Genomic DNA, 18,689 nt, shown 5'->3' with positions numbered 1-18,689 from the left:
GTTAAAAATCTGCTCTATTTTATTGACTTCGTCATGCGTACTGTTCGCCAGAATTTCAGGGGCCTTACCTATCGGCTAGGTTGGTCGAGCCGTCGCGCAACGCGTCGTGCAGATAACCATCCAACAATAAGCAAGAGCAAGGCCACCCCAAGAAGCTTGAACCCTTCCGGCACAAGTACACGGTCATATGCGAGTCCGATAGCTCCGCACGCAAGAGGGAACCAAGACAGCGAAGCGAGGTCACGACTCCTTACCCGAAAAGTAACTTTCAAAATACCGAACCAAAGCGTGCCTGTAACTGTCACGCCAACAAGGGCGAAAACAAGGGTTCCATCACGACTACTTGCTTCGTAGCTGGAAAGGCACGCGCCGAGTAAGATCGCAAAAAAACCAAAAAGCGCTGCGAACAGCACACCACAGAGAACTAACAACGTTTTCTTCACCCAGCAGGTTGAAGTCGGGGTTGTGCAGGTTGGCGGCGACGGTGGCGGCCCAGTCTTCCGGCGCGGCCCGGTTATCCTTGGCTCCGGTTAACGTTTATTTTGATTTTTCATGCACTTCAATACGGGAGTTCACTTCTCGGAACTGTTTCTCATATGCACCAGAATAAGAGTTACTGTATTCAAGAAAAGGCTCCAAAAGTATGTCGAGCTGCTCCTCTGAATAAATCCGCGCTTTATTGTATTCGCCAGCTTCCAAAGCTTGTAATGTGATCAGGTTCCATTTTATCTGCAAAGCCATGTTGAAATAGTATTCTTCATTCACTTTGTAGTTAATGTATTTTTTTACGCCGAAAAACAGGCTGAAGAAAAACAAACCTAGCAATAGGACTATTATCAGTTTTTTCATATGATTTCCTTATGCAAGGTTGTAGTGGGTATTGTTGCAAGTTGAGGTGACCGATGAGCAGGACGCGGCAGGCATTTTTCCTGGGCAGTAAGTTTGATACCATCTCCAGTAGCTTTGACAAGCTCTATTGACCCTGCATTTCAATATATTCTCTTTTGCCTTTTCCCAGCATTCAGTCTCTGTCTCGCATTTATGAGGGAGACTCCAGCGGCTCGGAGGGAATTCCCAAGGGTTTCCATCTGATTCTGCCTTTAAACCATATGAATCAAAGTTCATTAAAGGATTGCCATTGGCGTAGCTGTAAAAATTAATCCCCTCAGCTAGCCCAATAGGGTCCTGATTCACATATCGCCCCAGTGCTGGGTCATAGTAACGATGCCGGTTGTAGTACAGCCCACGTTCGGCCCCCACGGAGCAAAGACCCCAGCGGGCCTACACGTACATCACGGGACAGGTAGCTGCGGCTGAAGGCAAACGCGCGTGGTGCAGGCAAGGCAAAGTCGACTTCATCAGGCAGCAGCTTGGCGCCGAGCAGCGGGTTGACCGGATCGCCTACCTGCGGGAAAAGGCCTGAAGCACAATCGGCCTTGCCGAGGGCGCTGCAACCGATATAGACATTAGGCGAACCGGTGACAATGGCGCCGCCTTTGACTTGCTGGCCGACATGGCCAGCCGGCATCCCGCTGGACTCTGACATGAACATTTCCTTGTTCAGGTGGCTACTATATGGATCAGATATACCCGGGCAGGCTACCGCCGACCTCGTGGGCGCCAGAATCATAGCAACAAGCCGTAGAAAAGGTGTCAGTGGGTTGTCGGAAATGCGATGCAGTTCACGGTTTTTTTGCATGTACAGGTGTGAGCTGCTGGCACCCGATTAATGACACGCATGGCCATCAAACCAGGGAAAGGTTAATTCCACGGTACATTGAAGTGGATTACAATCGAGCTCGCCGACAAAGGTCAACGAAATACTTCAGTCCGACATTGTTTGAGGGGCTACAGCTCCCTTTGCGCGGTGTCCGCTGTTGGTGGAAAGGATCAAATGGAAGGACATCGTCCCCGGTGGGGCGCCCGGACTTCAACTCCGGTGAGATGCGCAACGCGCGTCTGGTGGGTTCGACTCCCATGTCCTTCCGCCATTATCTGTCGCTATGACAAGACATTCAGCCAATCCGTCGCAGTCCGGTTGTTGATGTTGGTCAAGTTTTCTCGCTCGGGGTTCTCCTAAGCTGATGGCATGGATACCCAACGAGGAGCTGCCCCATGCACTTTGCCTATAGCGAACAAACCCTGGCGTTGATCAATCAGGTCCGCGGTTTTATGGACCGTTACATTGTGCCGCGCATACCGGACTGGCACCGCGCGGTGGCTGCCGGCGAGTACCCGCCGGCTTTTGTCAGTGACCTCAAAGCCCTCGCCAAAGAGGAGGGGCTGTGGAACCTGTTTTTGCCCGGTCTGCATGACCATGAACCCGGTACCCGGCTGACCAATCTGGAGTATGCGCCGCTGGCCGAGATCATGGGCCGGGTGCACTGGGCGTCGGAAATCTTCAACTGCAATGCTCCGGATACCGGCAATATGGAGCTGCTGCACCTGTTTGCCACGCCCGAGCAATACCAGCAGTGGCTGTTACCCTTGCTCAATGGCGAGATTCGTTCGGCTTTTGCCATGACCGAGCCGGATGTGGCTTCATCCGATGCCAGCAACATCCAGACCTTGATCCAGCGTGATGGTGACGATTACGTGATCAATGGTCGCAAGTGGTTTATCACCAATGCATCACACCCGGATTGTGCCTTCCTGATTGTCATGGGCAAAACCGATACCGATGCCGACCGTCATCGCCAGCAAAGCATGATCATTGTGCCGATGGATGCGCCCGGTCTGGAATTGGTGCGCAATATTCCGGTGATGAACCATATTGCCCCGGAAGGGCACTGTGAACTGGTGCTGCGCAATGTGCGGGTTCCGGCCAGCAATCTGCTGGGCAATGAGGGCGACGGTTTCATGATGGCTCAGGCGCGTTTGGGACCAGGCCGGGTGCATCACTGCATGCGTGCTATCGGCATGGCCGAGTTGGCACTGGAATTGATGGTCGACCGGGCTCAGGAACGCAAGACCTTTGGCCGCTACCTGCACCAGCACGGCAGTATCGGCGAATGGATTGCCCGTTCACGCATGGAGATCGAACAGGCGCGCCTGTTGGTGCTCAAGACGGCCTGGATGATTGACCAGGTCGGTGCGCGCGAAGCACGACGCGAGATTGCATTGATCAAGGCAGTGGTTCCGGCGATGCTGGATGGTGTGGTGGATCGCGCCATGCAAGTGTTCGGCGCCATGGGGCTGACCCCGGATACGCCGCTCGCCGACCTGTGGACCGGTGCCAGGGCTTTGCGTATCGCCGACGGTCCGGATGAAGTACACCTGCGCAGCATCGCCCGGCTGGAAATCGGTGCCAGTACCGAGCGGCGCGGCTCCAGCAGTGATTATCTGACCCCGCCGGATGTGCTGCGCCACTAGGCAGGTCTGCACAGACCCGGATTGTGTCAGGGCACGAACCTGACGGGTATGTCACTGGTTTGCTTCAGGCACCAGGCGGGTTGGTCGGCAACAATACGCATGCCGCCAACCCAGCGTTGCGTGTGGGATATGCGCAGCCAGTGACGGTCACCCGCCAGAACGGCTTGTCCGGTTCGGGTCAAGGCAAGCTCCCGCTGCGGCCATTGTGCTGCCTGTTCGGCGACTATTTCCAGCAGTGGGTCGGCGGCGGTCAGTAGCGGCTGCAGCATCCACCAGAACATAAGGTCGCCCAGGTAGGGCAGCGGCTCACGGGTTCGCATAAGATGGGAGAAGACTTTGCCGACCGGGAGCGGGCCATGATCACGCACAATCTCCAGAGTCAGGGTTTCGCTCAACCCGAGCCCGGTTTCGCAGGCTGGCAGTTCACGCAAATGCCGATCCAGTGCGCGTGCCATCATGGGCAAAGCCGGGGTGCCGGTGCCGATCAACGCCACCAGAGCGTCTGGCCGATCAGCTGTGATCGCGGCCCAGGCCTGACTGCCCAATTGCAGTAATTGTTCATTCACCCTTTGCCGCTGCGGCCAAAGCCAGGCCAGCAGGTCCGGTGCCAGTTGACCAATGCCAATGAAGCGCTCAACACCCGGAATCGACTCGACGGCGATCAGCTCGATATGCGCTTTCGGCCGTTGTTGATGCAGTCGGTGGAGCAGGTAAGCCAGGATCAATTGGTCGTAACTGTCATGCTCGAACCACAGGACCAGACGTTCATAGTCATCCAGCCGGTCGAGTGCCGAATAGCTCTGACTGAGTCGTGCCAATGAATCGGCCAACGACATATCGAATGCACCCGCGAGGAATTCGGCACGGGTGTGCAGCAGCCTCTGATTATCGTCGGCAGGCACCGGGCCGATGCAGAAGGGATCGGAAAATTCGAGAAAATCGCCCTGAAATCCAGCGACTGTCAGACTGTGTCGAATATCCGAGCCGCAACGGATATGCAGGGTATGGGCATCCTGGTCACCGTGCAGCCCCGCGTGCCGGCTGGCAAAGTCCAGTGTATCGATATGCGCTTTGAGCTTTGGCCAACTGGCAAAACCACATTCACGGGCGACTACCAGTTGGGTGTCGCTCAGCTTCAATGCCTGTGGGCGGGGTGGTAAATGCTGCAATACGCGATCAATAGCCGAGGGTTCGTGGTTGCGGATCGCTTTCAGCAACTCTTTCGCGCGCTTGCGTTGCTGCTCGAGATTGAAACGGCCGTGATTGATGCTCTGGTGTGCGGACATACGATTCCCCTGACAAGCCTGTGTCCGCCCGGCAGGCCGGGATTCGCATGAGTATGTAGCAGTTGATGTGGGCGCAGCCCTTTCCGCGGACGGGGACGCCTGTCGGCGCTACGGCAAGATTCGCCGAGCGTGGAATATCTGTCAAGTCCGCAGCATCAGGCTTTAACACAGTCTTCGCGGTTGGGGTGAGTACCCATTCATATATCTGTATTGCGAATCATTATCGTTAGCAGTATCATCACCAGGCTCAACCCATTCATCAACCCGAGCCAAGGTCATGCAGTTAGCCGCGGAACCCAGTCTGGATCGACTCTACAGCAGCCACAATCATTGGTTGAAGGCTGTGGTGTATCGCCGGGTGGGCTGTACGGAAACCGCAGCGGATCTGGTGCAGGATGTCTTCATCCGTCTGCTGTGCAAGGACAGCATACCCGCAATGGACGAGCCGCGGGCTTACCTGGCACGGATCGCCCACGGCTTGATGGTTGACTACCAGCGCCGGCAAGCACTGGAGCGCGCCTGGCTGGAAAGGCTGTCGATGTTGCCGGAAGACGAAATGCCGTCTCCGGAAGAACATATGCAGATTGTCGAGTCGCTGGCACGTATCGACGCCTTGCTCGATGGACTCAAACCCAGGGTCAGCCGTGTGTTTCTGTTGTCACGGCTGGAAGGCCTCAGCTATCCGGCAATTGCCCGGCAGCTCGACGTATCCCTCAGTACCGTGGAAAAAGACATGGCCCAGGCCCTGCGGCATTGCTACCACGTATTGATGGGCTAGCCCGGTGAGTGCCGTACGCGAACATCAGGACATACCTGAAAGGGTGCTTGATCAGGCAATTGGCTGGGCGGTAATCATGGGTGACAGTAGCGTGGATGAGGCCAGCAGAGAGGCCTTTGACGAGTGGCTGCAGGCTCACCCACTACATGGCATCGCCTGGCAACGACTGCAGATGATCGAGCGCGAGTTCAGCGCCGTGCACCCACGGTTAACCAAGTCGAGCAACAGCCAAAAACACCCCTTGTCACGACAGCCTCGTGCCGACCACAGCATCGGTGTAGCCGGCGTTCTGCTGCTGGGTCTGCTGCTGGCCATGCCATTGATACTCTGCTCCCGGGTCGCTCCGGATCGGCTAATGATGGCGCCAATGCCACACTTGTCCGTTACCGGCCTGTTCTGGCTGGATGACAACCCCATTATGGCTCTGCGCCGCCATTCGCTGCAGTGTCACCGCTGTTCGCATCGGTCCATCGACACCCGCCGGGGCAGCTAGGCATTCATTTTTACGGGTTGATCAGACCTCGTTCGGCATGCTGGAGAACAATCACATTTGCCACGAGAGCTCTCCCATGTCATATCTCCCTTTCAGTCCCCGATTTTCCTTGTTGCCCCTGTGTCTTGCCATCGCCGCGGCCACCCCCGGGTCAATCATGGCGCAGGACCGCGCCACCGCCGATACCGCCACCCCGGCCACCAGTGTCGAGACGGACAATGACGCGCTGGCACTGGATACCATGGTGGTTACCGGAGCTGCCGATACAGAAGTAGCCGGTGGTCCGGTTCAGGGCTATCGCGCCAAGCGCAGTGCAACCGGAACCCGTACCGACACGGAATTGCTGCAGACGCCGGTATCGGTTCAGGTGATCAGTCGCGATCTGATGGATGATCAACAGGCGCTGAGCATGGATGACGCGCTGAAAAACGTCAGCGGGGTGTATGTCATGCAGGGCCCGGATGGCAACACCATGGATGCTTTCAATATTCGTGGTTTTCAGCTTGATGCGTATGGGGCGACTTACCTTGACGGGGTCAAGGATTTTTCCCGCTCGCCCAAGGAAACCGCCGGGCTCGAACGGGTAGAGGTCCTCAAGGGGCCGGCAGCGATCATGTACGGACGCATCGAGCCCGGCGGCATGATCAACCGGGTCAGCAAGCAACCACAGGCAGGCCATTTCACCCGCCTGCAACAGCAAGTCGGCAGCAACAACCTGTTGCGAACCACGGTCGACACCAACGGCGCCTTTACCGATGACCATCGCTGGTTGTATCGGGTCAACCTGGCGGTGGAGAATGCCGATGGCTACAAGGATCATACCGACAACCAGCGGGTTTACCTGGCCCCGCAGGCCAGTTGGCAAGTCAATGAGCGCACCCAGGTAAGAACCGGTTTCGAATATCAGAGCAATGAGCGCTCCTGGGCTTCAACCTATGGCACCATCGGGGACGCCAATGGTCCGGTGGACATATCCACCAGCACCAATCTGCATGACAAGGACGATTATTACCAGGACGACAGTCTCACCTGGCAACTGAGCTGGCAGCATGCACTGAATGATCACTGGCGCATTCAGCAGCGCCTGACTTATGTCGATCGCAGCAGCAAGGCCGAGGGCTCATCGCTCAGCGCTGCCGATCAGGATGGCAACTACACCCGCACTTACTGGGGCTGGGAAGACGAGCAGACAACCATTGCCTCGACCAATATCGACCTGATCGGTGAATTTGCTACCGGTTCGATTGAGCATACCTTGCTGGCTGGCGTCGATTACTTCGACGAAGAGTACGACTCCGGTGGCTGGGCCTCTGGCGGCACACCGCAGCCATCGAATATCCATAATCCGAACAATCACGATGCGCCCTATGATCAGGATTACAACATAAGCGATTATTGGTATGACAATCGCAACATGGGGGCGTACCTGCAAAACCAGATGGCCTTGCTGGATGACCGTCTGCATGTGTTGATCGGCGCACGCTATGACTCGGCTGATTACACCTATCACTACGGCGGCAACGGCTTCAATCCCACCGACAGCGAACTGACCTGGCGCGGCGGCGTGCTGTATCAACTCAACCCGGCGGTGGCGGTCTATGCCAGCTATGTCGAAGGCTTTGGCAAATCGAATTTCAGCTGGGGCAGCGGTGAAATCTTTGACCCGCAGACCTCGCATCAATATGAAGTGGGTACCAAGCTGCAGCTGACACCGGAACTGAATCTCACGGTTGCGGCCTTTGAACTGGTCAAGGACAACCTGACCATGGCCGATCCCAATGACATTACACGCACCATCCTGGCTGGCGAAGCCACAAGCAAGGGGCTGGAGCTTGATCTGACCGGGCAGCTGACACCCAACTGGAAGATGGTGGCCGCCTATGCCTACACGGATGTGCGCTATACTCGCTCGGACCAGTTTCAGGGTGAGCGCCTGCACAGCATTCCGCGGCACGGCGCCAGCCTGTGGAACACCTATGCTTTCGGCTCCAGCGGTTGGGAGGTTGGCGCAGGCCTGACATATCGCAGCGAGCGGCTTGGCGTGCAGCAAGGCAACCAACCTGCGCTGTATCCCTACACCATGGATGCCTACACGCTGGTGGACATGATGGTCGCCTACGAATTTCCGCTGCGTGATATGACGGCAAAAGCCCAGTTGAATGTAAACAACCTGACCGATGAGGTTTATCACCCGGCTACCTACGGCCGCAACAGTCGGATCGATCAGGGCGAGCCGCGTCGGATAGTGGCTTCTCTCAACCTGTCGTTCTGATTTTTTACGGGTTTGTTCCGCTCGCTCGGCATAGAGGTACATCACTTCTATGCCGAGGGTTGAATTCATGTCACAGGTATTGCTTTCCACTGGTTCCGTTGCCCGTTATTCCCTGCTGTCGCTGAGCATCGGCCTGGCAATTGCCGGCGCAACTCCAACCTGGGCGCAGGACAAGACAACAGGGCAGGGTGACGATTCCATTGCCCTGGATGCGCTGACCGTTACCGGCGAGGCGGCTGACCGGGCAACTACCGAAGGCACCGAATCCTATACCACCGGTGCAATGAATACCGCCACCCGACTCGACCTTTCGGTTCGCCACACGCCACAATCCGTCTCGGTAGTCACCCGGCAAATGATGGATGACATGGCGCTGGAATCCATTACTGATGTGGTCAACATGACGACCGGCGTTTCATCCAAGACCATCGACAGCTCGCGCAGTGGATTCTCGGCGCGGGGTTTTGATATTACCAATCTGCAGATCGACGGCGTGCCAACAACCTGGAGCAGTGGCTGGGCCGCGGGTGAAACCGAAATGGACACCCTGATCTACGACCGCATTGAAATCGTTCGAGGCGCCAGCGGACTGATTTCCGGTGCCGGCAATCCCTCGGCGGCGATCAATCTGGTCAGAAAACGTGCGGACAGCAGAGAGTTCCGCGGTTTTGTCAGTGGTAGCGCCGGCACATGGGATCGCTATCAGGGCTCGCTGGACATGTCCAATGCATTGAATGAAAGCGGTACTGTGCGTGGCCGGCTGGTTGCCAGCTATCTGCAACAGGACGATTCCTATATTGATCTGGAAAAAAAGCAGAAGTCCGTACTCTACGGCACGCTTGGCTTCGACCTGAGCCACAGTACGCTACTGAATATTGGTGCCAGTTACCAGGAAAACAACCCTGAGGGCTCCATGTGGGGTGGCCTGCCGACCTGGTACAGCGATGGCACGCGAACCGACTGGAGCCGCTCCAGCACTACTGCTGCCGACTGGACGGAATGGAGCTCCAGACACACCACCTATTTTGTCAATGTCGAACACCAGTTCGATAGCGGTGCGCGTCTCTATGCGGCATACAGCAAGAGCCTCAACGAGGGTGACTTGCGCTTGCTGTATCTGTCCGGTGCGCCCGACCGGAACACCGGACTGGGCATGAATGCCAGCCCTACGTGGTATGACGTCGAGCGAGAGCAGGACAACCTGGATATCTATGCCAGCTTGCCGTTCAGCGCGGGTGGGCGAGACCACGAAGTGACCGTTGGACTCATGCATAGCAAGCAGGAACTGGTCAACGACCGCCGCGCTCGCCTGAGCGTTCCGGCTGTAGGTGATTTTCATGCCTGGGATGGCTCTTATCCCGAACCTGAGTGGGGGCCATCAACGACCTATACCACGCAGGACACCGAACAACTGGGTGGCTACGCCGTCGCACGCCTGAGCCTGGCTGATCCATTGCAGCTGATTATCGGCAGCCGTATCAGCAACTGGAAAACCAGCGGCATGAAATGGGACGGCTCGCAGTACAGTTTCAAACATAACCAGGTACTGACGCCCTATGCCGGGCTGATCTATGACATCAATGAACAGTATTCGGCCTACATCAGCTACTCGGATATTTTCAATCCACAGGATTATCAGGATAGCAGCGGGGATTACCTGGACCCGCTGGAGGGCAAGAACTATGAAGCCGGACTCAAGGCCGAGTATCTCGATGGCCGACTGAATGCATCGCTCGCAGTATTCCGGATCGAACAGGACAACCTGGCTCAGCCGGATGTGGGGCAGGTGGTACCTGGCGGCGTCGCCCAAGCCTATTATCCGGCCCAGGGCACTACCAGCGACGGCTACGAGATCGAACTGTCTGGCGCCCTGACCGAGAACTGGAACCTCTTGATGGGCTGGGCTCAGTTCAGCGCCAAGGATGCCGAAGGTGACTACGTCAATACGCGCTTCCCGAGACGTACGGCAAATCTGTTCACCACTTACCAATTCGATCGCTTGACCCTGGGTGGCGGATTGAATTGGGAAGACAGCAATTTTACCCGTGCCAACAATCCTTTGGGTCAGGCGGAAAAGCTCGAGCAGGACGCCTACGTCCTGGTCAACGTTATGGCTCGCTATCAAGTCAATGAAGCACTCAGCGCTCAGCTGAATATCAACAACCTGCTGGACAAGAAGTACTACAGCCAGATCGGTTTCTACAGCCAGCATGCCTTTGGCGCACCGCGACACGGCAATCTGACCGTCAAGTACAGCTTCTGAACATCACTTTTTCTGCGCTGCAGCAAGGCGGCGCAGATATTCATGGATTATGGAGATATCCCATGTGGCAATGTAAAAGATTGGCTGTCTGCGTCGGCCTCGCCGTCGCTGGCATGACGGTTTCAGCTGCGCAGGCAGAAGAAACATCCGAGCACAACCATCAAGGCGAGGCAAAAGCACTGTCGCCCATGACAGTCACTGCAGAGAGTCGCTCATCCGACGGCACCACCGAAGGCACCGGCGCCTACACCAGCAGCACTATGCGCTCGGCTACCGGCCTGGGGTTGTCACCTCGGGAGACGCCCCAGTCCGTGGCAGTTATCACCCGTCAGCAAATGGACGATTTCGCCCTCGGCGATGTATCCGCAGCCTTGAGTCACACCACCGGCATCAGCGTCAATCAGGCCGAAAGCGACCGGGTATTCCCATCGGCCCGGGGCTTTGCCATCACCCATGTGCAGTTTGACGGCACCCCGGTGGCAGCACAGAGCAGCGTTGAAGGCGATTTTCTCGCAGACACGGCGATTTATGACCGGGTGGAGATTGTACGCGGTGCCGCCGGGCTCTTGAGCGGGGCCGGCAACCCGTCAGCGGCCATCAACCTGGTGCGCAAGCGACCCACCCATGCGTTTCAGGGCAGCACTGCACTCAGCGCCGGCAGTTGGGACAAATACCGCTTCGAGACCGATGTGTCCGGTGCCTTGACCGACAATGGCCGTTTGCGTGGACGTTTGGTGGCGGCCTACCAGGACAACAAATCCAATCTCGATTTTCTTGATCAGCAGCGCAAGGTGCTCTACGGGGTCGGCGAGCTGGACCTGACCGATGACACCATGCTGTCCGTGGGATTTGATTACCAACACCAGATTTCCGATGGCACGACCTATGGCGAGCCGGTTCCACTGTTCTTTTCCAATGGCCAACGTACCGACTTCTCTCGTTCGACCACCACCGGCACCGACTGGACGGTCTGGGACAAGGAACGCAGCATCTACTTTGCCGACCTGGTGCACCAATTCGGTAACGGCTGGACCGCCAAGCTGTCGGCCAGCCACCTGCAGGGTGACTATTTCGGGCGAATGCAGTATCTCTCGGGATACATGGACCAGGACACCGGCACCGGTTTCAATACCTCGCTCAACAGTTTCAGCGTGGATCGCAGCCAGACCGGCATCAACCTGTTCGTCAATGGTCCATTCGAATTGCTGGGGCGCGAGCATGAACTCATCCTCGGCTGGAATCGCGCACGGGAAACCAATGACCGTGAATGGTATGACCCGCTGACCACACCCGCCCCGGGCAGCTTTTTCGACTGGAATTACCCCCGCCCGGTGTTTCGCGATGAAGCATCCCGCTTTCGCAAATCGACGACCGATCAGTCCGGCTATTACGCAGCAACGCGCCTGAGCCTGACCGAAACCCTGTCTCTGGTCGCCGGCGTGCGGATCAGTGACTGGAAGCGACAGGAGTGGGTCAACCGGCAAAAGACGGATGAATACCAGCATACCGATGAAGTCAGCCCTTATGGTGGGCTGATCCTGGACATCAATCCGACCTATTCCCTGTATGTCGGTTACAGCAGCATCTTCAATCCCCAGTCCAACCGTGATGTCAGCAATCAGGTGCTGGCTCCGGTTGAAGGCACCAGCTACGACGCGGGCATCAAGGCTGCATACTTCAATGACCGCCTGAATGCCTCGCTGTCGGTGTTCCGTATCGAGCAGGACAACGTTGCCGAGCCGGACCGCATGATTGACGGCGAGCAGCGCTATCGCGCACGCAACGGCGTTGTGTCCAAGGGGTTCGAAGCTGAAGTCTCCGGGGAAGTGGCTCCCGGCGCGCGGCTGTACGCGGGCTATACCCACCGCAAGGCAGAAGATGCGCAGGGCAGGGCCGCATTGACCTACGAGCCCGAAGACATGCTCCGCGTGTCCGGCACCTACGATCTGTCGGCGGGGTTGGAGAGATCGGTGGTGGGTGGCGCGGTTCGCTGGCAGGGCGACATCTACAAGGAAAACTCCGGGCCCAATGGTGAAAAGGCAAGGCAGGGCAGCTATGCCGTGGTGGATCTGATGGCACGCCATCAACTGACCTCTGCGCTGACGGCCAGTCTGCATGTCAACAACCTGCTGGACCGTACTTATTACACCACCTTTATCTATAACGGAGGTTTCTACGGTGCACCAAGAAGTGCCGAGCTGAAACTGCAATACGACTTCTGAGCATCTTTTTCATTTATTTTTTACGGGGTGAGCAGGGTTGGTTCGGCATTGAGTTGAATACTTCGTTGTTACGGACTTCAACCATGACTGCAGTAGCGAAAAAAACAGACTTGAACAGCACCAACGCATCCCGGAAAACCCGGACATGAGTCGGCTGCGAGTGGATGTCTTGCTCAGGGTGTTGATCGCCCTGGTCGGCGGTTACCTGGTTGCCAATCTGGGTGCGGTTGCACTGGCTACCCTGATGCCGCTGGCCCGGGTCGATGCTGCTCTGATTGCGATACAGCTCAGCTTTGCGGTGTACACCGGCGCCATCATTTGGGTGTTTGCCGCGCGCAGTGCCGGGCGAGCCTTCATCGGTTTGCTGCTGGCGGCCCTGGTGTGCCTGCCGCTGGTCTGGCTGCTGATCAAGGATATGAAGCTATGAAGGATGCTTTTCGTCAATCCATGGCCTGGCTGCATACCTGGGTAGGTCTGCTGCTGGGCTGGATCCTGTTTTTCATGTTCGTGACCGGTTCGGCGGGCTATTGGGATACCGAAATAGACCGCTGGATGCAGCCGGAGTTGCCTGTCGCCAGCCCACAGGTGCCCGCCGCAGAAACCGTAGCCGCAGGCTTGCAGCGATTGGCACTGGTCGCGCCACAGGCCACCCGCTGGTTCATTACCCTGAGCGGCGACAGAAACAACCCCTATCCGAGCCTGTTCTGGCAGGGTGCGGAGGGCAGTGGCAACGAGCAACTGGACCCGAACACGGCGGCGCCCCCGCAGGCACGGGATACTGGCGGCGGTCAGTTGCTGTATCAGATGCACTGGCGTCTGCATTATTTGCCCCGATCGGTTTCCGACTGGATCATCGGTTTTGCCACCCTGTTCATGTTGCTGGCTCTGGTGACCGGCATCATTGTGCACAAGAAAATCTTCAAGGACTTCTTTACCTTTCGCCGGGGAAAAGGCCAGCGCTCATGGCTGGATGCGCACAATGTTGTCAGCGTTATCAGCCTGCCGTTTCAGTTGATGATCACCTACTCGGGCCTGATCTTCATGATGTTCCTGTACATGCCGTTGACCGTGGTGGCCTTCTACGGCGCCGATGCCGACAGCCGCGCCAGGTTTCAGCAGGAGGCCTTCGTGACGCCTGCGCTGCCCGAGCCGGCAGGCCAGCCCGCCGTGCTGGCGAACATGGAACCCATGCTTGAGCATGCCGCCACGCTCTGGCCACAGGCGACCCTGGGGTATGTGGATATTCGCCATCCGGGTGACGCCAACGCCCGGGTGATCCTGGCCACCAGCAACGCTGACGGCCCCGCACGCAGTCGCAGTGCCCTGGTATTTGACGGCGTCAGTGGTGAACTGATCGAACATCGACCGGCAGCAGACGGGGCAGGGCGCTACAGTCGTGAGTTGCTGGTGGGCCTGCATGAAGGCCTGTTTGCCGGTGTATCCCTGCGCTGGCTGTACTTCTTTTCCGGATTGCTCGGGGCCGGCATGCTGGCGACCGGGCTGATTTTATGGACCAGCAAACGCCGTCAGCGCGCCGAGCGAACCGGTGCGCGGCATGCTGGCCTGCTGCTGGTCGAAAAACTGAACATTGCCACCATTGCCGGACTACCTGTGGCGATAGCTGCTTATTTCTGGGCCAACCGACTGCTGCCGGTGAGCTGGGAAGGGCGGGGCGACTGGGAAGCCCATTGCATGTTTGCTGTCTGGGCTGGCTTGTTCCTGCACGCAGCCCTGCGCCCGACTGCACGCGCCTGGGTCGAGCAACTGACGGCTGCTGCCCTGGGTTTCGCACTTCTCCCCCTGTTGAACGCGCTGACGACCGAGCGACATCTGCTGAGCAGCCTGATGGCTGCTGACTGGGTCTTTGTCGGTTTTGAGCTGAGTGTTCTGGCCATCGGCGGTGCCCTGGGCATAACCGCGTGCTACCTGTATCGCCGAAATGTCACTCGAACGATGCAGGTTGACGCCCGTCACCAACCCGAACAGCCCGCAGTTTTGCTTGAGGGGCAATCATGATCTGGAGCCTTGTCGCAGCTTTGTTGCTGGCACACGCGGGGCTGAGCTGTCTGGCCCTGGCTATGCTCAAACACCGCAAGCAATTATTGCCGAGACGTCAGCTGTCCGCACCGGCTTGCCGACTGATCCGTCTGAGCGGCTGGGCAGGCTTGCTGGCTTCGGTTGCCGTATGCATCCACGGGGCTGGTATCGGAGAGGGGCTGCCCCTCTGGTTCGGCTTGTTCAGTCTCGCGGCACTGATTCTGATTCTACAGGTAGCCTTTGCGCCACTGATGGCTGCCCGTTTTGCTTTGTTGTCACTGGGTATGGGGCTTGTTGGCCTGCTATTGCGGTGACAAAAGAACCTGTTCTGCAGCCATGACGGCTGCTGAAGGTATGCAGTAATCAACCATCAAAGGAGAATTATCCATGCAAGCACCCATTCGCGTATTCGCCGGTATGCTGATCCTGAGCCTGAGCGCCATGAGCTGGGCCCACGACCACGAACGCGTCGACCATTACCAGCCAAAAGCGTCCGAAACCCTGGAGCAAGCGGTTGAGAATCTGAGTGAATACAACAGCAAACTGGCAGAAATTCTGGCCAAGGACGAGCTGAGCGGCGACGACCTGAACAACGTTCATCAGCTGAGCTACACCCTGGAAGAAGCACTGGCGAAAATTCACACTGAACTCGCTGACGTTGCCGACGTTCTTGAAGAAGTTCATATCGCGTCTGAAAAGTCTGACCCCGCCACAGTCAAGGCACGTGGCCAGGTCTACCTGGACGTTACTCGCACTGTTGTCGAGTAACATCGCATCCCGGGCGCAGCGAACCGATCCGCTGCGCCCGTGTTGAGGCGCAAAATACGCTATGAAATGCAGATTATCGCACCCTTGATGCGGTAAAGTAGGGCAGCAGACCGATAGACAGGACTCCCTATGCTGACCCATCTCGATAGTCAAGGTCGCGCCAACATGGTGGATGTCACCGCCAAGGCAGTGACAGCCCGTGAAGCCGTGGCCACCAGCCGTGTTCGCATGCGCCCGGAAACGCTGGATCTGATTCAGAGCGGCGGCCATCCCAAGGGCGATGTGTTTGCCGTTGCGCGCATTGCCGGCATTCAGGCCGCCAAACGTACTCACGAACTGATTCCCCTGTGTCACCCGCTGATGCTGTCGAGCGTCAAGGTCGACCTGTTTCCGGAACAACCCGACGCCGTTCGCATTGAAGCACGCTGCAAGCTCGCCGGGCAGACCGGGGTGGAAATGGAGGCGTTGACTGCCGCCAGCATCGCCGCCCTGACGCTCTACGACATGTGCAAGGCCGTCGACAAAGGCATGGTGATCGAGTCGACTTGCCTGCTCAGCAAGCAGGGCGGCAAGAGTGGTGACTACCTGAGAGAGACTGACGCATGCTGACGCTGAATTACTTTGCCCGTTACCGTGAGGCTCTGGGGGTCGGGGAAGAACAACTGGCCTGCTCGGCTGAATGGGCTACGATCGCTGATCTGCGCGACCATTTGCTGACCCGTGGCGATGCCTGGCACGTTCTGGCCGAGCCCAAAGTCATGTGTGCGCGCAATCAGGATATGTGCAAGCTGGATACCCCCATTGCCGATGGTGACGAGATCGCTTTCTTCCCGCCGGTCACCGGGGGCTGATATGGCTATTCAGGTGCAGACCGAGTGCTTTGATCCCGGTCAGTTGCTCAACCAATTGCACGCCGATCAACTCGGCGCAGGGGCAGTCGTCGGCTTTGTCGGCTATGTGCGCGATTTCAATGATGGTCAGGAAGTCGCGGGCATGCTGCTGGAACATTATCCGGGTATGACGGAAAAGGCTTTGGGCAAGATTGTCGCCGAAGCTGAAGACCGTTGGCCACTGCTGAATGTGGATGTTCTGCATCGGGTAGGGCGCCTGGAGCCCGGTGACCCCATCGTTTTCGTTGGCGTCAGCTCCGCCCACCGCCAGGCCGCCTTTGAGGCCTGCAACTTCGTCATGGATTACCTGAAGACCCGCGCGCCTTTCTGGAAAAAAGAAGATACCGCCGACGGCGCACGCTGGGTGGACGCGCGCGAGAGTGATGATCAGGCGCTGAAACGCTGGCAGTAACTGCTGACGGGTTATCTCCAATGCGCCGGGCCGGTACCTCCATCGGGCAATACCAGCCAGCCACAATAGTCGCCATGCTGAAGTCTGACTTATCTGGAGGTCCGACTCATGGCGCACTTGGCAGCATCGGTTTTTGTCCCCTTGCAGGTAGCCATTCTCACGGTCAGCGATACCCGCGTACTGGAAACGGATGATTCAGGCCGCACGCTCAGTGAATGTGTGCAATCGGCCGGGCATCGTCTGATCGACCGGCAACTGGTACCGGATGATATCTACCGGTTGCGTGCCCAGGTGTCACAGTGGATCGCCGATCCGGCCGTACAGGTAATCCTGATTACCGGTGGTACCGGATTTACCGACCGGGACAATACCCCGCAGGCCATTGGCCCGTTGCTGGACAAGGTGATGGATGGCTTTGGCGAGCTCTTCCGGCAACTGTCATATCAGGAAATCGGCACTTCAACCATTCAGTCCCGTGCCCTGGCGGGTTTTGCCAATGGTTCACTGGTGTGTTGCCTGCCAGGCTCACCGGGAGCCTGCCGCACCGCGTGGGACGGCATTCTGCATAGACAGCTGAATAGCACCACGCGGCCTTGCAACGCTGTAGCTCATCTCTACCCGGCGAACAGTCAGGTCTCGACGTCCTGTTGCGGGAGCCGGTCATGAGCCAGTGTGACTGCAGCGATGCTCAACCACTGATGCCTTTGGAAACTGCGCTGGCGCAATTGTTGGCTGAACGACCACCCATGCCCGGTGGTGAATGTGTGCCTTTGAGTCAGGGAACAGGGCGCATTCTGGCGCAGGATCAGTTTGCCCGCTTTGATGTACCCGCCTGGGACAACAGCGCGATGGATGGCTATGCGCTGTGCGCGACTGACCTGGGTACGACGGGTGGCTATCTGCCCATGCATGGGCGGGTAGTAGCCGGCAATCCGGCTACTGTGCTGCCACCCGGTACCGCCATGCGTATTTTTACCGGTGCACCCTTGCCCATAGGGGCCGATACGGTCATGGCGCAGGAGGACTGTCATCTTGAGGGCAATCAAGTCCTCTTGCCTGCTCCTCTTCGTGGCCGGCATGTTCGTCTGAAGGGCGAAGAACTGCGCCGGGGTGACCCGTTGCTCGGCAAGGGACATCGCCTGCGAGCTCAGGATATTGGCTTGCTCGCCAGCCAGGGTATGCAGCAAATACCGGTCTACAAGCGCCTGCGGGTAGCAATACTGAGTAGCGGCGATGAACTGCGTGAGCCCGGGCAACGGCTGACAGGTGGGCAGATATACGATGCCAATCGCTATACCTTGCAGGCCTTGCTGCAGGGATGGGGAATTGAAGCCATTGATGCCGGATGCATGGCCGACGATCTTGTTGCGACGCGCGAGCGCCTGGCGGAGCTGGCTCAAACGGCCGATGTTCTGATCAGCTCAGGCGGCGTGTCGGTAGGTGAAGAAGATCACCTGAAGCAGGCGGTGCGCGAGTTGGGCACGCTGCAACTCTGGCGTCTGGCCATTCAGCCAGGCAAGCCGCTGGCCTTCGGCCGTGTCGCAGGCAAACCCTGGATGGGCTTGCCAGGCAATCCGGTGGCTGTCCTGGTAACCGCCTTGATGGTGGCTCGACCCTGGCTTATGCAGGCGCAAGGCTTGCTGCACGACAGTATCAGCGCGGACCGGATACCAGCCGATTTTCACTGGCAGGTTGCACGCCCGCGACGCCAGTTCCTGCGGGCCAAAAAGGTGGTTGATGATGCTGGAGAGAAAATCAAGCTACTGGCCAACCAGGGCTCGGCCATGCTGAGTACAGCATGCTGGGCGGATGGTCTGGTGGAGATAGAGCCACACCGGACCTTTGCGCAGGGTGAACTGGTGCGGTACTGGTCATTCACCCAATTATTGAACTGAA

General features: G+C 57.7%; 19 protein-coding genes and 1 tRNA gene. 16 read left to right on the top strand and 4 right to left on the bottom strand.

Annotated elements, in window-relative coordinates; all coding sequences use genetic code 11:
• Positions 1-537: 537 nt before the first annotated feature.
• Genes BLU07_RS06780 through BLU07_RS06770 form a run of 3 tightly spaced genes read right to left on the bottom strand, consistent with a single transcriptional unit; the run spans position 538 to position 1,546 of the window.
• Positions 538-849, bottom strand: coding sequence for a hypothetical protein (locus tag BLU07_RS06780; protein ID WP_092385403.1), 312 nt, complete (start codon positions 847-849; stop codon positions 538-540).
• Between the two features lie 9 nt (positions 850-858).
• Positions 859-1,194 (bottom strand): hypothetical protein, encoded by a 336-nt coding sequence (locus BLU07_RS17730; RefSeq protein ID WP_231701702.1) that lies wholly within the window; start codon positions 1,192-1,194, stop codon positions 859-861.
• A 19-nt stretch (positions 1,195-1,213) separates the two neighbouring features.
• Positions 1,214-1,546, bottom strand: coding sequence for a DUF6531 domain-containing protein (locus BLU07_RS06770; protein ID WP_092385399.1), 333 nt, complete (start codon positions 1,544-1,546; stop codon positions 1,214-1,216).
• A gap of 350 nt (positions 1,547-1,896) precedes the next feature.
• On the opposite strand from BLU07_RS06770, the gene BLU07_RS17530 reads away from it, so the two are divergent.
• Positions 1,897-1,991, top strand: a tRNA-Sec gene (locus tag BLU07_RS17530).
• Positions 1,992-2,115: 124 nt separating this feature from the next.
• Complete coding sequence (locus BLU07_RS06765; RefSeq protein WP_092385397.1) at positions 2,116-3,372, top strand: acyl-CoA dehydrogenase family protein; 1,257 nt, start codon at positions 2,116-2,118, stop codon at positions 3,370-3,372.
• A 26-nt stretch (positions 3,373-3,398) separates the two neighbouring features.
• Here the strand turns inward: BLU07_RS06765 and BLU07_RS06760 are convergent, their stop codons facing one another.
• Complete coding sequence (locus tag BLU07_RS06760) at positions 3,399-4,658, bottom strand: DUF1835 domain-containing protein (RefSeq protein ID WP_092385395.1); 1,260 nt, start codon at positions 4,656-4,658, stop codon at positions 3,399-3,401.
• Between the two features lie 277 nt (positions 4,659-4,935).
• On the opposite strand from BLU07_RS06760, the gene BLU07_RS06755 reads away from it, so the two are divergent.
• The 14 genes from BLU07_RS06755 (at position 4,936) to BLU07_RS06690 (ending at position 18,688) form a co-directional block, all read left to right on the top strand.
• Positions 4,936-5,436 carry a sigma-70 family RNA polymerase sigma factor gene (locus tag BLU07_RS06755; protein WP_092385393.1) on the top strand — a complete coding sequence of 167 codons (501 nt, stop codon included), beginning with the start codon at positions 4,936-4,938 and terminating at the stop codon, positions 5,434-5,436.
• A 4-nt stretch (positions 5,437-5,440) separates the two neighbouring features.
• Complete coding sequence (locus BLU07_RS06750) at positions 5,441-5,929, top strand: FecR/PupR family sigma factor regulator (RefSeq protein ID WP_092385391.1); 489 nt, start codon at positions 5,441-5,443, stop codon at positions 5,927-5,929.
• A 76-nt stretch (positions 5,930-6,005) separates the two neighbouring features.
• Entirely contained in the window at positions 6,006-8,201 is a 2,196-nt protein-coding gene (locus BLU07_RS06745; protein ID WP_157719105.1) for a TonB-dependent siderophore receptor, read from the top strand.
• 67 nt (positions 8,202-8,268) lie between these two features.
• Positions 8,269-10,464, top strand: coding sequence for a TonB-dependent siderophore receptor (locus tag BLU07_RS06740; protein WP_092385387.1), 2,196 nt, complete (start codon positions 8,269-8,271; stop codon positions 10,462-10,464).
• Positions 10,465-10,652: 188 nt separating this feature from the next.
• Complete coding sequence (locus tag BLU07_RS06735) at positions 10,653-12,686, top strand: TonB-dependent siderophore receptor (protein WP_157719104.1); 2,034 nt, start codon at positions 10,653-10,655, stop codon at positions 12,684-12,686.
• Positions 12,687-12,831: 145 nt separating this feature from the next.
• Entirely contained in the window at positions 12,832-13,113 is a 282-nt protein-coding gene (locus BLU07_RS06730) for a DUF3649 domain-containing protein (RefSeq protein WP_092385383.1), read from the top strand.
• Positions 13,110-14,702 (top strand): PepSY-associated TM helix domain-containing protein, encoded by a 1,593-nt coding sequence (locus BLU07_RS06725; protein ID WP_092385381.1) that lies wholly within the window; start codon positions 13,110-13,112, stop codon positions 14,700-14,702. Before BLU07_RS06730 ends, BLU07_RS06725 begins: the two co-directional genes overlap by 4 nt.
• Positions 14,699-15,037, top strand: a complete 339-nt coding sequence (locus BLU07_RS06720) for a DUF3325 domain-containing protein (RefSeq protein ID WP_092385379.1) — start codon at positions 14,699-14,701, stop codon at positions 15,035-15,037. Before BLU07_RS06725 ends, BLU07_RS06720 begins: the two co-directional genes overlap by 4 nt.
• 73 nt (positions 15,038-15,110) lie before the next feature.
• Positions 15,111-15,491: a DUF6746 family protein gene (locus tag BLU07_RS06715; protein WP_092385377.1), complete on the top strand. Its 381-nt coding sequence runs from the start codon at positions 15,111-15,113 to the stop codon at positions 15,489-15,491.
• Between the two features lie 129 nt (positions 15,492-15,620).
• Positions 15,621-16,100, top strand: coding sequence for a cyclic pyranopterin monophosphate synthase MoaC (gene moaC, locus BLU07_RS06710; RefSeq protein ID WP_092385375.1), 480 nt, complete (start codon positions 15,621-15,623; stop codon positions 16,098-16,100).
• Positions 16,094-16,342: a molybdopterin converting factor subunit 1 gene (gene moaD / locus BLU07_RS06705; protein ID WP_092385373.1), complete on the top strand. Its 249-nt coding sequence runs from the start codon at positions 16,094-16,096 to the stop codon at positions 16,340-16,342. Before moaC ends, moaD begins: the two co-directional genes overlap by 7 nt.
• 1 nt (position 16,343) lies before the next feature.
• Positions 16,344-16,793 carry a molybdopterin synthase catalytic subunit MoaE gene (moaE, locus tag BLU07_RS06700; RefSeq protein ID WP_092385371.1) on the top strand — a complete coding sequence of 150 codons (450 nt, stop codon included), beginning with the start codon at positions 16,344-16,346 and terminating at the stop codon, positions 16,791-16,793.
• A gap of 108 nt (positions 16,794-16,901) precedes the next feature.
• Entirely contained in the window at positions 16,902-17,459 is a 558-nt protein-coding gene (gene moaB / locus BLU07_RS06695) for a molybdenum cofactor biosynthesis protein B (protein ID WP_092385369.1), read from the top strand.
• Positions 17,456-18,688 (top strand): molybdopterin molybdotransferase MoeA, encoded by a 1,233-nt coding sequence (locus BLU07_RS06690; protein ID WP_092385367.1) that lies wholly within the window; start codon positions 17,456-17,458, stop codon positions 18,686-18,688. Before moaB ends, BLU07_RS06690 begins: the two co-directional genes overlap by 4 nt.
• Position 18,689: the final 1 nt, after the last annotated feature.

Source organism: Halopseudomonas salegens (assembly GCF_900105655.1).
Classification (GTDB): domain Bacteria; phylum Pseudomonadota; class Gammaproteobacteria; order Pseudomonadales; family Pseudomonadaceae; genus Halopseudomonas; species Halopseudomonas salegens.
The sequence above is the reverse complement of the archived record's forward strand: the minus strand, read 5'-3'. Positions and strand labels throughout refer to the sequence as shown.